This is a genomic window from Neobacillus sp. Soil_C_43 (assembly GCF_057656715.1).
On the sequence record NZ_JBDGJV010000019.1, the window covers coordinates 52,507 to 65,955 of the forward strand.

General features: G+C 39.5%; 12 protein-coding genes and 2 pseudogenes. 10 read left to right on the forward strand and 4 right to left on the reverse strand.

Annotated elements, in window-relative coordinates:
* Positions 1-29: 29 nt before the first annotated feature.
* The 3 genes from AC3A54_RS21095 to wrbA all read left to right on the forward strand — a co-directional run bounded on the left by AC3A54_RS21095 (position 30) and on the right by wrbA (position 2,296).
* The gene (locus AC3A54_RS21095; RefSeq protein WP_487656076.1) at positions 30-974 is read left to right on the forward strand and encodes a ring-cleaving dioxygenase; all 945 of its coding nucleotides are present in this window, start codon (positions 30-32) and stop codon (positions 972-974) included.
* Complete coding sequence (locus tag AC3A54_RS21100; protein ID WP_487656077.1) at positions 974-1,585, forward strand: alpha/beta hydrolase; 612 nt, start codon at positions 974-976, stop codon at positions 1,583-1,585. The genes AC3A54_RS21095 and AC3A54_RS21100 overlap by 1 nt, the downstream gene beginning before the upstream one ends.
* Positions 1,586-1,684: 99 nt before the next feature.
* Complete coding sequence (wrbA, locus tag AC3A54_RS21105) at positions 1,685-2,296, forward strand: NAD(P)H:quinone oxidoreductase (RefSeq protein WP_487656078.1); 612 nt, start codon at positions 1,685-1,687, stop codon at positions 2,294-2,296.
* 464 nt (positions 2,297-2,760) lie between these two features.
* Here wrbA and AC3A54_RS21110 read toward each other — a convergent pair whose 3' ends face one another.
* Both AC3A54_RS21110 and AC3A54_RS21115 read right to left on the reverse strand, forming a co-directional pair.
* The gene (locus AC3A54_RS21110; RefSeq protein WP_487656079.1) at positions 2,761-3,276 is read right to left on the reverse strand and encodes a type 1 glutamine amidotransferase domain-containing protein; all 516 of its coding nucleotides are present in this window, start codon (positions 3,274-3,276) and stop codon (positions 2,761-2,763) included.
* Positions 3,277-3,650: 374 nt separating this feature from the next.
* Positions 3,651-4,220, reverse strand: a complete 570-nt coding sequence (locus AC3A54_RS21115) for a CBO0543 family protein (RefSeq protein WP_487656080.1) — start codon at positions 4,218-4,220, stop codon at positions 3,651-3,653.
* A gap of 151 nt (positions 4,221-4,371) precedes the next feature.
* Here AC3A54_RS21115 and AC3A54_RS21120 point away from each other — a divergent pair, with 151 nt between their 5' ends.
* The 5 genes and pseudogenes from AC3A54_RS21120 to AC3A54_RS21140 all read left to right on the forward strand — a co-directional run bounded on the left by AC3A54_RS21120 (position 4,372) and on the right by AC3A54_RS21140 (position 10,225).
* Positions 4,372-5,208, forward strand: coding sequence for a DUF4405 domain-containing protein (locus tag AC3A54_RS21120; RefSeq protein WP_487656081.1), 837 nt, complete (start codon positions 4,372-4,374; stop codon positions 5,206-5,208).
* Between the two features lie 128 nt (positions 5,209-5,336).
* Positions 5,337-6,425, forward strand: a complete 1,089-nt coding sequence (locus tag AC3A54_RS21125; RefSeq protein WP_487656082.1) for a PrsW family intramembrane metalloprotease — start codon at positions 5,337-5,339, stop codon at positions 6,423-6,425.
* 17 nt (positions 6,426-6,442) lie between these two features.
* The gene (locus tag AC3A54_RS21130) at positions 6,443-6,832 is read left to right on the forward strand and encodes a VOC family protein (RefSeq protein ID WP_487656083.1); all 390 of its coding nucleotides are present in this window, start codon (positions 6,443-6,445) and stop codon (positions 6,830-6,832) included.
* A 214-nt stretch (positions 6,833-7,046) separates the two neighbouring features.
* Positions 7,047-7,202 (forward strand): annotated as a pseudogene (locus tag AC3A54_RS21135) (IS1595 family transposase); the annotation flags it as partial.
* Between the two features lie 302 nt (positions 7,203-7,504).
* Complete coding sequence (locus AC3A54_RS21140; protein ID WP_487656084.1) at positions 7,505-10,225, forward strand: S8 family peptidase; 2,721 nt, start codon at positions 7,505-7,507, stop codon at positions 10,223-10,225.
* Between the two features lie 338 nt (positions 10,226-10,563).
* Here the strand turns inward: AC3A54_RS21140 and AC3A54_RS21145 are convergent.
* Positions 10,564-10,731, reverse strand: a pseudogene (locus tag AC3A54_RS21145) (spore germination protein); the annotation flags it as partial.
* Positions 10,732-10,877: 146 nt separating this feature from the next.
* On the reverse strand, positions 10,878-11,675 hold the full coding sequence (locus AC3A54_RS21150; RefSeq protein WP_487656085.1) for a LysR family transcriptional regulator: 798 nt from the start codon (positions 11,673-11,675) through the stop codon (positions 10,878-10,880).
* A gap of 110 nt (positions 11,676-11,785) precedes the next feature.
* Between AC3A54_RS21150 and AC3A54_RS21155 the strand changes: the two genes are divergently transcribed.
* The gene (locus AC3A54_RS21155; RefSeq protein ID WP_487656086.1) at positions 11,786-12,334 is read left to right on the forward strand and encodes a DUF4865 family protein; all 549 of its coding nucleotides are present in this window, start codon (positions 11,786-11,788) and stop codon (positions 12,332-12,334) included.
* A gap of 170 nt (positions 12,335-12,504) precedes the next feature.
* A complete protein-coding gene (locus AC3A54_RS21160; RefSeq protein WP_487656087.1) occupies positions 12,505-13,365 on the forward strand; it encodes an EamA family transporter in 861 nt (286 codons plus the stop codon).
* Positions 13,366-13,449 lie beyond the last annotated feature (84 nt).

Here is a 13,449-nt window from a genome sequence, read left to right on the forward strand (position 1 = left end):
AAAACCCATTGAAAAATGGAGGGGATAGCATGCAAAAAACAGCAGGGATCCATCATATTACAGCAATGGTGAATGATGCTCAAAGGAACATCGACTTTTATGCAGGTGTGCTGGGGTTACGACTTGTTAAAAAAACGATTAATTTCGATCGGCCAGAAGTGTACCATCTTTATTTTGGGAATGACACGGGCCAACCAGGTACTGTTATAACTTTTTTTCCTTGGGCTAAACAGCTGAAAGGTCGAATTGGAACGGGGCAGGTCGGCGTAACTAGTTATGTTATCCCGAAAGATACCGCTCTATTTTGGGAGAAACGATTAGATAAATTTTGTGTTGAATTTACCACATCCCTTCGCTTTGGTGAAAAATATATAAAATTTAACGACCCTGACGGACTTCAAATTGAATTAACTGAAAGAGACGAGGGACCAAGGAATACTTGGAACTTTGGAGGAGTTCAACCAGAAAATGCGATTAAAGGATTTGGCGGTGCTGTTCTGTTTTCGGCACAGCCACATAAAACGACAGACGTGCTAGAAAATGTGTTGGGATTAGAATGCATGGGTCAAGAGAATGAATTTCTACGATTTAAGTCAGAAGGCAATGTTGGGAATACTATCGATATTCAGTTAAATCCATCAGTCCGGGGACTGATGGGAGCCGGGACGGTTCACCATATAGCATGGAGAGCAAAGGATGTGGAGGATCATCAAAGGTGGAAGTCCCTTCTTGTTGAAAATGGATATTATCCGACAGAGATTCTGGACCGAAACTACTTCAAGGCTCTTTATTTTCATGAAGCAGGGGGAATCCTTTTCGAAATAGCGACTGACCCACCAGGTTTTGCAGTGGATGAACCTGCTCAAGAACTTGGAAAAAAACTTATGCTACCGTCTTGGTTAGAGTCCAAAAGAGAAGAATTAGAAGAAACTTTACCGCAGGTGGAGGTTCGAGTTCTGGAAGGAGATAAATAATGAAACATATATTCAATAAAGGGCAAGATCCAACAAAACCAACGTTATTATTGCTTCATGGTACGGGTGGCAATGAATTAGATTTGTTGCCTCTTGCAGGAAGAATTGATGATGAAGCTTCTGTATTGAGCGTTCGAGGAAATGTATTAGAAAATGGAATGCCTCGATTTTTCCGAAGATTAGCTGAGGGAGTATTCGATATAGAAGACCTTATTTTTCGAACAAAAGAACTAAATGAGTTTCTAAATGAAGCAGCAGAAAAATACGGTTTCGACCGAGATAACATAATCGCTATTGGATACTCTAATGGTGCGAATATAGCTGCAAGTTTATTGTTTCATTATCAAAACGCCTTAAAGGGTGCCATTCTCCATCACCCCATGGTACCAAGAAAAGGGATCGATCTTCCGGATTTATCAGGTAAGTCAGTGTTTATTGCTGCTGGGACAAATGATCCGATTTGCTCGCCAATGGAATCGACCGAACTACAATCCTTATTAGAAAAGGCTTATGCGAATGTGGAACTTCATTGGGAGAATCGGGGCCATCAATTAACACTCCAAGAGGTTGATGCTGCGGCTGACTGGTATCGCAGGGTAATTATTAAATAAATGCATGTAATGGTATAAACAAGACATAATAGGTGGTGTGTTTAATTGGGTTTCTTATCCAAATTGTTTGGGAATTCATCTGATAAGGAGACAGGGAAAATGACAAATGTGAAATTAGCTGTGGTTTATTACAGCATGGGTGGAACTAACTATCAATTATCCAAATGGGCAGAAGAAGGTGCGAAAGAAATTGGGGCAGAAGTCAGAGTCTTAAAAGTTCCTGAGTTAGCACCACAATCAGCGATCGAAGGAAATCCTGTTTGGAAAGCGCATGTAGAAGCAACCAACGATGTACCAGAGGTTCAATTGGAAGACTTAGAATGGGCAGATGCCATCATTTTCAGTGTGCCTACTAGATTTGGTAACATGCCTTCACAAATGAAGCAATTCCTCGATACAACTGGCGGTCTATGGTTTAATGGAAAACTGGTAAATAAGGTTGTAAGTGCGATGACCTCTGCTCAAAATCCACATGGCGGACAAGAGGCTACAATATTATCGCTTTATACGACTATGTATCACTGGGGTGCAATCGTTGCTGCTCCTGGTTATACAGATCCTGTAACCTTCGGGGCAGGCGGAAACCCTTATGGAACAAGTGTTACAGTGGGGCAAGATGGAAAAATGATTGAAGATGTGCAGGCTGCAGTTAAACATCAAGCGAAACGTACAGTTACAGTTGCAGAATGGGTAAAAAAAGCAAACCAATAAAGGGTAGAAAAGCTAATTGACGATGGTCGATTAGCTTTTTTTGTTATCTAGCAAACCAATTAGGTTTCTAAAATAAATGACATCTAAAAGGGAAAATACATTTGTTCCCAACTACAATGATTACAGAAATCAAAAGTGGGACTCCTTTTAACTTGGCAGGGTGAATTGGAAAATGATTTCCAACTTTTGAAGAATTCCTCCTTGGTTTTGTAGAATAAGTTGAAATTTTGTAGAATTCGCTCTCAATTTTGTAGAATTCCTATGTGAATCAGTCATTTTGAGGTGGAATTGGAAGATTGTTTCCAACTTTTGTAGAATCCTTCTTCGATTTTGTAGAATTAATTAAAATTTTGTAGAATTCCTCTTCATTTTTGTAGAATTCTTATTGAACAAACGATAAATGTATAAATATCTTGCTCATTTGTTCGTAAAAAAGGCAGAGGGAACAGCCCACTGCCTTTCTGCTATCCTAATATTCGCAAACTCTCTTCAACAAAGGCTGGTATGTCATCCGGCTGTCTACTGGTGACAAGCTGATTCTGGCACACGACTACTTCTTTGTCATGCAAATGACCGCCCGCATTCTTTAAATCTACATGAATAGATTTATAACCCGTTACATCACGCCCTTGAAGCGTTTCAGCTGTGATAAGTAGTTGGGGTCCGTGGCAAATGGCTAAGACAGGTTTTTTAGCATCCATAAATGCTTTGGCGAAGAGAACAAAACGCTGGTCTGCACGAAGAATATCCGGTGAAAATCCACCTGGAATGAAGAGTGCATCAAAATCCTCAGGAGAGACATCATCGATGCTTGCATCAATGACGACTTCACTCTTTCCTTGCTTTCCCTTCACTGTTTTATCCTTCTCCATTTCGATTGCGGTAATCGTATAGCCCTTTTCCTTAAAGGACTGTACCGGTTCCATATATTCGGAGTCCTCAAAATGATCAGTTACTACAACAGCAATTTTTTTACCCACATTCATTCACTCCTTATCCAAGTCTCTAAATTAAAGTACCCTGATCGACAATTGTTGAAACGAATTTAGTCGATGGAATGCTAAGAAGAAGAATCTTGGAAGGCTGTGAAAAAGAAAAAACACTCAGGGCATTGAAAACTAGTATCCCATCAAAAAATTCCGGTAAGTAACTGCAGCTGGTGGTACCGGCGGTGGAGGAATAAAGGGAACGACCATTGGTTTATGCCATGGATAGTAGGGGTGATATAGTATGTAATAATACATTCTTATCATCCTTTCATGTCATGTACAGTAGATTATGAGCCGTCACCTTCGTATGATTGGATGCATGCCTACTTTCCTTTTTACAAAAAAAAGAAGCAAAAATATGCTTCTTAGCTTGTTCCCTTATCTAATTTAGAAAAGCTCTCCATATTTGTAATCCAATAAGCTGTAAAGTAAAGTAGTAGAAAAATAATAAAATCATAAAAAGAGGACCAATGTTTCGGGTCATAAAAGCCGATTGCGTCAAAGAACTTCATTCCTCCAAAAGCAGCAAGGGCAGAGAATATGGCTCCTTTTAATAAGGGATTCATCTTTGGCTTGATCTGTAGAGCGAGCATAACCCCAACGGGTGCTAAAGAATAGTGATAAGGTAAAAATAGAAAAGGTGCCAGAGGAATGATTGTCATTGGGTAAGACCAGAGCCCAAGAGATAAGGCAGCAAGATCGATTGTAAGAGATAAAATAACGGTCAGTAATCCTCCTAAAAGCAGACGTCCCGTACTCTTTTTATCCCGGAAAATGAACCAAACAATCCATGGGACGATAAATAATGCCAGACCAAACCACCATTGCCATGTCGAAAGAAAATCTTCTCTCACAGCTTTTACAAATAACGAACTGACCTCTGTTAATTGGTGATAGGCTTTTTCAGATTGAGCGAGCCCTTCCTCATATGCCATGTGTATAACCTCTTCCAGAATCATAATTAATGGTATGTTTTTCAATTAAACAAGCTTTTATACAGTGATTTTAATTTATTAAGGTTATCTTAAGATTCCTCCAATAAAATGAAAAACAGTTAAGGTTATGAGTGAATTTGGAGGAATGATTATGAAAAAGAATTATACAAAAATTGTACTGGATTTGTTGATGGCTATCACGTTTGTGTTGCTCATGAATCCTAGAGTTCTAGACGGGTTACCGTTCCATGAAATCGCGGGTATTGTTATAGGCGTGGCTATTCTAGGGCACATCGGATTGAACTACCAATGGGTAATCAATACAACCAAAAAGATTTTTGATCCCAAACTTCCTAAGAAAACACGATTTAGTTATCTGTTAAATATATTACTTTTAGTTTCAATGGCAACCGTTATTATCACGGGAATCTTTATTTCGAAAGTCGTTTTTCCAAGTCTTTCCGTTCAAGGGGGACACGCCCTACGTGAAATCCATGGATTATCTGCAGATGCTACTCTAGCGTTCGTTGGTCTTCATGTTGGGGTACATTGGCAATGGGTTTTGAGTATCTGTAAAAGAGCGTTTAAATCAAAGGGAGGAAAGCTTCGAAAAGGTGTAATCGCATCTGTTGTCCTGTCACTCGCCATTTTGGCAGGTGGAATCCAATGGTTTGCCTCAACCGCTACACCAAGCATTGGTAATTTCAAGCAGGAGCAAATGCAACAAAGCGGGCAGGCGTCTGCTAATGGGAACACTGGGAATACAACCACAACGAGTTCAAATCAGGGACCGCCTAACGGAGAAGATTTTCATAGAGGGAAATTTGGTGATAGAGACGGAAAAGAAGGACATGGTGGTGGCAGCAACCCATTTTTAGTCGTTCTTAATTACTTTGCCATCTGGGCAGCCATCATCATTCCTACTTATTTACTGGAGACACGGGTTTTAAGGAAAAAACGAAAATCAACAAATATCCACCCAACCTAATTTTAAGGGCTGATCGATCAAAATGGTCGATTAGCTCTTTTTTATTATTAAAAAGTTAATATAACAATGGTTTAAGGGGAAAGTAAAAAGATGAATTTTCAAGAGTCGTACATAAAGGGGGATCCTACATGAAATGCCCGGAATGTGATTATGACAATAAGCATGAGGGAAAGTATTGTCTCAATTGCGGTTTTACCTTTTTGGGGGACGGCGATACACCTCAAGATTCAAACAGTCTTTTTTATGAGTTTGCCACATATGTTGATATGGTGCCGAAGTATGCACGCTCGGTGGAGCCTAAATTTCAAAATATCTTCTCTCGGGTATTTCGAAAGCATAGTGAACTGGAGGCGGAACGGCTTTTCGTAGTGGGAACGGCACTAACCACACCCAAACTTGAAGAAGTAAAGGAAACGTGGCCGAAGCCCTGGCTGTTCGCGAGAGTATTTCTGATTGCGCTTATTTCCTTCATAGGATTGTATGTGGGGGTAAGCATATTCAAAAATATCAACTTTATACCAGGGCTTATCATTGTTGGGGCGTTTGCTGTTCCTATCTCGACACTGATCTTCTTTTGGGAAATGAATGCGCCGCAGAATATTGCTATTTATCGAATCATTTATGTCGTTTTTATCGGCGGAATCCTCTCGATGTTAGTGGCACTGTTATTTTTTAATATACTAAAAAATAACATCAATCCGATTACGATTGGGATTGTGGAAGAACTGGCCAAAGCACTCATCGTCATATTTTTCGTGCGGACGAGAAAATACCGCTATATTCTCAATGGACTTCTCTTAGGGGCTGCAGTCGGAGCGGGTTTCGCTGCGTTTGAAACGGCTGGATATTCATTAAGAGCACTCTTATCTGGTAGTTTCCCGGGCCTATATTCGACCATCCTAATGCGCAGCTTTTTGGCTCCCGGCGGGCATGTTGCGTGGGCTGCTTTAACAGGGGCTGCCTTTTGCCGGGTCCAAGGGAACAAGACCTTTGAACTGAACATGCTGTTCAAGCCAAGGTTTATCCGGGTTTTCGCTCTCGTTGTGTTGATGCATGCGTTATGGGACACCCCTATACCAGGAATGTTTCCTGTTGGACAAATCTTCCTGATGCTCGTATCATGGATTGTAGTTTTTCTCATGATCCGAAGGGGCTTAAAGGAAATTGCGAATAAGAAAGTGCAATTGAGCAGCCTTCCACTTGAGCCTACATCCTAAGGAAAGAAGGGAAGGGTTTGATTACATACAAATGCCTCCATCATGTAAGTCTGACGGTGACAGATTTAGAAAAAGCAAAAGAGTTCTATAGTGTGATTTTGTGTTTAAAGGAGATACAGCGTCCGGCTTTTGATTTTCCAGGCGCCTGGTACGAAATCGAGGGCCAACAGCTTCACTTGATCGTCGATCCTTCATCGCAGACGATTCGTCAGGATAAACACTTATCCAGCCGAGAAGGTCACTTTGCCCTCAGAGTGGGGAATTATTATGACACTTTGGGATGGTTGAAACAGAATGAAGTGGAAGTCCTTGAAAAACCACATGGAAAAAGCGGATTTGCACAAATTTTCTGTGCAGACCCGGATGGAAATTTGATTGAGCTAAATGTGGATCAAAAAGATCTATAAGTAGGGAGCGCTACTAATAACGGGTTCCATTACTTGTATTTAATTAAAAAGAGTGCCAAATTTGTATATGAATTTGGCACTCTTTTTTTATTGGTATAGAGCCATTAATACGGGATTTCCACTAAAATTTGCATAGGAAAATGTACATCAATTTGTATAGGTCTATTGGCTGTAACTGAACTTTTGCATAGAAAAGGGAAAGAAAAATTAGAAAGACCGAAAAGCACGAAAACGTGGCGGAGTATCTCAATTTAGGGGTATTAGTAAAGACCAAGTTTGCGTACTTGTAGGGCGTGATCACAATAAAAGTACCATCTCAAAAGTGGCGTGTATGGGTCGCATCGAAAAAACTCAAGTGGAAAAAGTAATTGAAAAGATCAATGAGTGTAATTCCAAAACCAATATTGTTTTATTAGTAAAGTAATTTACAGCGTTAAAGTGCTAAAAATCCGAGCGAATAGGATCTTAAATTGTCGATAGATCCATTATCTTAGAAGAAATTTATTTTGTATGCTAAAAAAAGTGGTTTATTGACATCGGAAAATAACAATATATTTATGTTCGAAATATTAAAATTATTTTGAAGGGAAATTCAAAATACATAGAAGGGAGAATTGGTTAGTTTCATTTTAAAGAGAAATAAAAAAATAAGAGGGGCGAGAGGTGTATATTTTGAAAAGAGTTTCTATGTTCCTAACATTTTTAATGTTACTATCAATCTTTTTACCTATTAATTCTATGGCTGTAACAAATACAAGCCCGAAAGCAATTAATCTCACGGTTGTATTAAAAGATCAAAATGTTTCGAAAAGCTTTAAAGATTTTGTTGAAAAGAATGGTGGAAAGATCGAAAGTGAAATCTCTCAAATAGGTGCTGTAGTTGTAAAAGGTAATGCAGATTTAATTACAACTTTACAGAAAAATACACAGGTTAAGTCTGTTGGTCCTTCTATAAAGATGAATCTACCAAAAGTGAAAAAAGTAGCGTTTAATCCTACTGAATTAACAAAATTTGATCAACAACAAAGCAAAAGTAACATGATTAAAGAACTTGGAAGTGTGTTTCCTTCTCAAACAAATTCCATTCAAGTTGATAGTAGTTTAATTAGACCTAGCTTTGATCGAGAAGAAGGTGGGGAAGAAGAGATCTACCCTGATTTTTATAATTTTTACCAATGGGACATTAAGCGAGTAACGAATTACGGAGCTAGCTTTAAAAATAATAGTGGAACTCACGATGTTGTTGTAGGGATTATCGATACAGGTGTTGATTATACTCATCCTGATTTAAAAACAAATTATTTAGGTGGCAGAAACTACGTACCTGCAAATGCAAACGGGGATTCATCGGAAGAAGGAAATCCAGACGATATCATGGACCGAAATGGACATGGAAGCCATGTAGCTGGTTCTATCGCTGGAAAAGGACGAATTTTAGGAGTAGCTCCTGGAATTGGATATAAATCTTATCGTGTGTTTGGAGCAGAAGGTGGTGCCTCAACTTCTACCATCGCACAAGCGATTGTTGGGGCAACAAATGATGGTGTCGATGTCATTTCCATGAGTTTAGGCGGATATTCTGTAATGGGACAAATTTTTTGGACAGATCCAAGCACAGGGAAACGATATAACTTAGGAAATGAAGTTGCTGATTTCCTTCTATATAAAAGAGCTGTAAAATATGCAACTGATCATGGAATTACAGTTGTTGCTGCAGCAGGAAATGACGGTATCAATGTTACGGCTAAAGGGAAGGTAACAGATTTCCTTAACCAAGAGTATGCTGAAGATGGTTATTCTTTTGTCGGGGCAGGCTTTGAGCAACCTGGATTAGATCCAGGTGTTATCACCGTTTCTGCTACAGGACCAATGGATACGAAAGCTTCTTATTCGAACTATGGCCCAGGTTCAATTGATGTAACGGCACCCGGCGGTGATGGCCAACGTTATGATAAAGGATTATGGTATTTAGATCTTAATATGGGAGCTTATAAAGACAACGATTATATGTTCATGGCAGGTACTTCTATGGCAACACCAAAAGTATCAGCTGTTGCTGCCTTACTTATTAACAAATATGGTAAGGTAGGACCTCAAAAAATTGCTCAGATGATCAGAGATAGTGCTGAGGACATTGGAGAGCAAGGAAAAGATCAGTATTTTGGTAATGGAATGGTTCAAGCACCATATGAAAAAGAAGATCTTCCAGCTGAAGTAGAATGGCATAAGCAGTTTGGTGGATCACTATGGGAAATGGGTTCAAAAGTTCATCAAACATCAGACGGCGGCTATATTATGGTCGGAGCTTCCGAAACATTCTCAACAAAAGGTTTCTTTTTTGATGAAGCAGAAGGCTGGTGGGAACAAGATACGGATTTATTTGTTGTTAAGGTAGGGAAAGACGGTAGAACGGAATGGTATCGCCCACTAGGAAGTGAATCCTTACATGAATGGGGTAATGATATTATTCAAACTAAAGACGGAGGCTACGTAGTATTAGGCTATTCCGGTAAAGATGATGGAGAAGAAACAACTGATGTATATTTAGTTAAATTATCGGCAACTGGAGAAACTCAATGGGAGAAAACAATAGGGACAAAAGATGTGTACCAAGGTGGTATTTCCTTCATACAAACCCCAGATGATGGGTTTATAATGACAGGTTCAGCGGGAGCGAATGGAGCTAATGACATTCTCCTACTTAAAATCGACAAAAATGGTAATAAACTTTGGGAAAAAACTTACGGTGGTGAAGCGTCTGATACCGCAAATAGGATAAAGGCAACAAGTGACGGAGGATATATCATTGCTGGGCAAACCTATTCCGTTCAACTAGGAAGGAAATCTGATTTCTATTTAGTGAAGGTAGATGGAAAGGGAAATTTACAATGGGAGAAAAAATTTGGTAAAGGGGATTGGATAGAGGATTTCCTATATGATGTAGTAGAAACAGGTAAAGGAGATTATATGCTAGTTGGAGATTCAGAGACTATCACTTGGTTAGGAGGATTCTTTCCACAAATAGTGAGTAAGAGCTATTTTGCAAAAGTAAATAGCCAAGGCGAAATCAAGTGGGAAAAATATGTAGGTGATGGTATTAACACCCAAGCTTCACAAAGCTTGATCAAAACGTCCGATGGAAATTACATGGCAGTTGGATACGAAAAATCTCCTGAACAAAACGTTGATTTAGCCCTATGGAAATGGAATGATAGCGGAGATCAGATTTGGAAGAAAACGTATGGAGGCCCTTTAGCAGATTTTGGTCAGTCAATTGAAGCAACAAAAGATGGGGGCTATATCATTCTTGGTCATACACATTCCTTTGCATCTGGTGATGAGTTCGATAGAGATATGTATTTAATAAAATTGAGTAGTGCGGTTAATAATTAATAGAATATGATCGAACGTCTCAGAAATGGGACGTTCGATTTTTTTGTAGATTTTTATTAGTTAACAAAAATCTTGAAAATACTTCCTTCGAACTTGAAGAATACTGTACTGTTTTAGCCATAAAAAGAAATTGCGATAGAATTGAGGTGCATTCCCATTCAAGGAGAACAGATGCACATAGGTTTTATATGCGACAAGGGTTTACTGAATCTCCAAAATACTTTATTAAAATGTTATCCCAATTTGACTAATATCACTATTCTTCTTCAACTACGGTCAGGAGGAAATGATTGCTTGTGGTGCAGTCATTTTTTATGACTTCCCACCTAGTTATAGTAAATCAAGGCAACTCTCCCCTCTACTAAATTAGCCACTGTTTTGTCAGGTCTTTCGGTACTTTGAATTTGAGGAAACGGAGAAAAAGGATTATCTTCTATAAATTGTTCTAGATACCCCACATCCATAACGGCATCTATATCGATTTCTGATAACCTTTTTTCAACTTCCTGTATGACCGTCTCGTTCCACATGCTGTCCTTAAAATCGTTCGGTGTTCCATATATGGCACCTGTTTCCCCGGAGAACTCTCGAGGTTTAAAGATGTTATCATTCGCGCACCCTTATGGTGGATGCTTAATTCTTCCTTCTCTTTTTAAAAAACTCGCTCAAAAATGTCATTCGGAACTCGTTTTTGGGAGGCCCGATTGGTATAAAAGTAAATGGGAAGATCGGCAGTCGATAACTCGTCGATTGTGTCAACATCCACCGTGTTACTGGGCAAGAACGCTAACCCTTTTCCTTGAGCAACAAGTTCCCTGATTAATGAATAAGAATCCACCTGATGGAGTTTCCGCATGGAAAATCCATGCTCCTCCATGAACGCAACTGTATGCATGCGAAAAGGACACTGTGGGTCGTGACTAACGAAAAAAAACGCATCGGCATAATCAGGAACAGGTTTCCCTTTTGCTTTTTGTAGACTCATAGAAAGCTTGGTACAGAATACTTCTTCCAACTCAGGATTGGAATGATTCGTGTAGGTAATGATCATATCTACTTTTTGTTGAAGTAACAATACTTGCAATTGACTGCTGTGATCAATAATTAATTGATACTTCATAAAATCTTCTTTAATTCGTTTCTTTAAATAAGCGGACAAAATGGATGGGGATGTACCTATCCGATACGTCTCCCCACCGACTTTAATTTCACGTTTTGCTTCATCCACTAAATGTAAGATTCGATTCGCGTACTCCAACAAAACTTCTCCAGATGGAAGTAACGAAATGCCTTTGTGATTCCGATGCAATAAAGGGGCCTCTAGCTCTTGTTCGAGTTTCTTGATTCTTTCAGATACATTAGGTTGAACATACCCTAATTCTTTGGCCGCTTTCGTGATGGACCCCTCATCAACTACCTTTTTGAATATAATCAGATCATTTAACTCCATTTCACTCCACCCCATCATTTAAAATGATGCCACTCATCAATAACACCTATTTTACACCACGAAACCCAAAAGTTACCATTATTTTATAGCGAATAAGAGGAGTGGTACGTATGATAGGTATGCAATATAAGGTTATTTTACCAGCGGATTACGATATGGATATTATTAGACGACGGGTGCAAGAAAACGGGCATAGGACAGATGGATTTCCGGGGCTGTTGTTTAAGGCTTATTTAACGACTGAAACTGAGAAGAACGGCAACCTATACAATTCCTATTCACCCTTATATATCTGGAATACAGCACAAGGGATGAATTCCTTTGTCTTTGACGGGTATTATGACAATATTTTAGCTTCATTCGGATGGCAGCATATTAACATTGGAGTATCTTTAAATGTATCCTTGGAAGAGAATTTTGCTAAAAGTAGATACGCGGTTGAATTTGCGGGGAGCATCCCAGAACAACAATCATTAATCGATTTTTCATTCACTGCAGTGGATCAGTACGTGAAAAATGCAGAAGCAAAGAGTGGGGATTTCTTAATATATAATCCTGATAAATGGGGCTATAGCCATTTCAGCTTTTTTCAAGAAAAGCCAGTAGTGGACCTATCTGGCAATCTAACCATCTATGAAATTTTACACATCTCACAATAGAAGTGAAAAATAAGCCAAACAGTGATGTTGGCTTATTTTAGTTCCGTTCTTTTTAATAAAATTGTGGTTCCCAATTATTTTACTATATTGTGCTATTAACGAGGGAAAGATAAATTATCTAAAAAGGCATTTCGGACAGTTCACACTTTCAAGGAAAAGAAGGGTTTGGAATGAGTGTAGTGTTGGCATTATTGGCAGCATTGTTTGCAGCAATAACCGGGATATTAGCCAAAATCGGAATGGAGAACGTCAATTCCAATTTAGCCACGGCGGTTCGAACCGTCGTTGTGGTGGTGATGGCTTTTATTGTTGTCCTAGTTACCCATCAACTACATACGATTTCTACGATTACCAATAAAGCATTATTGTTTATTGGACTTTCGGGCATTGCAACGGGTTTGTCGTGGCTGTTTTTTTTCAGGGCCCTGGCGATTGGGGAAGTGTCGAAGGTGGTGGCCATCGATAAGGCCAGTATTGTGTTGACTATTATTTTATCAGTGCTTGTTTTGGGAGAGCCTGCTAAAGCCGGGGTAATTGCGGGTGGGGCCATTATTTCTATTGGAACGTTTATCCTGATTGGGAAAAACGAAGAGAAGAAACGATTTACGGGGTCGCAAAGTTATATTGTGCAGGCGATTATAGGGGCTGTTTTTGCAGCGTTAACGGCTATTTTAGCAAAAATCGGGCTGGAAGGGGTCGATTCGAATCTAGGTACTTTCTTGCGGACTGTTGTCATACTTTTTTTTGCATGGGGGATCGTGTTGTTCCAAGGGACCGTTAAGGAGTTGCGGCGGATATCCAAAAAGGGCTATCTTTTTCTTATCCTATCAGGTGTGGCCACTGGTTTGTCGTGGCTGTGCTATTTTGCCGCGATTGCCTTAGGGGATGTTTCGGTCGTAGCTCCCATCGACAAATTTAGTGTCGTGCTCACGATGGTGTTGAGCTTTCTCATTTTAAAAGAGAGAGTCGCAAAACATAAGATTTTGGGCGGAGTCCTTATTACGGTTGGGACGATTATTTTGATTTTATAGGGGGGGTACTTCGGACAGAGTGGGAGGAAAAGCAAGCAACATAGTCACAGGTCGAGGGAACTTCGGACAGAGTTGATGGAAGAG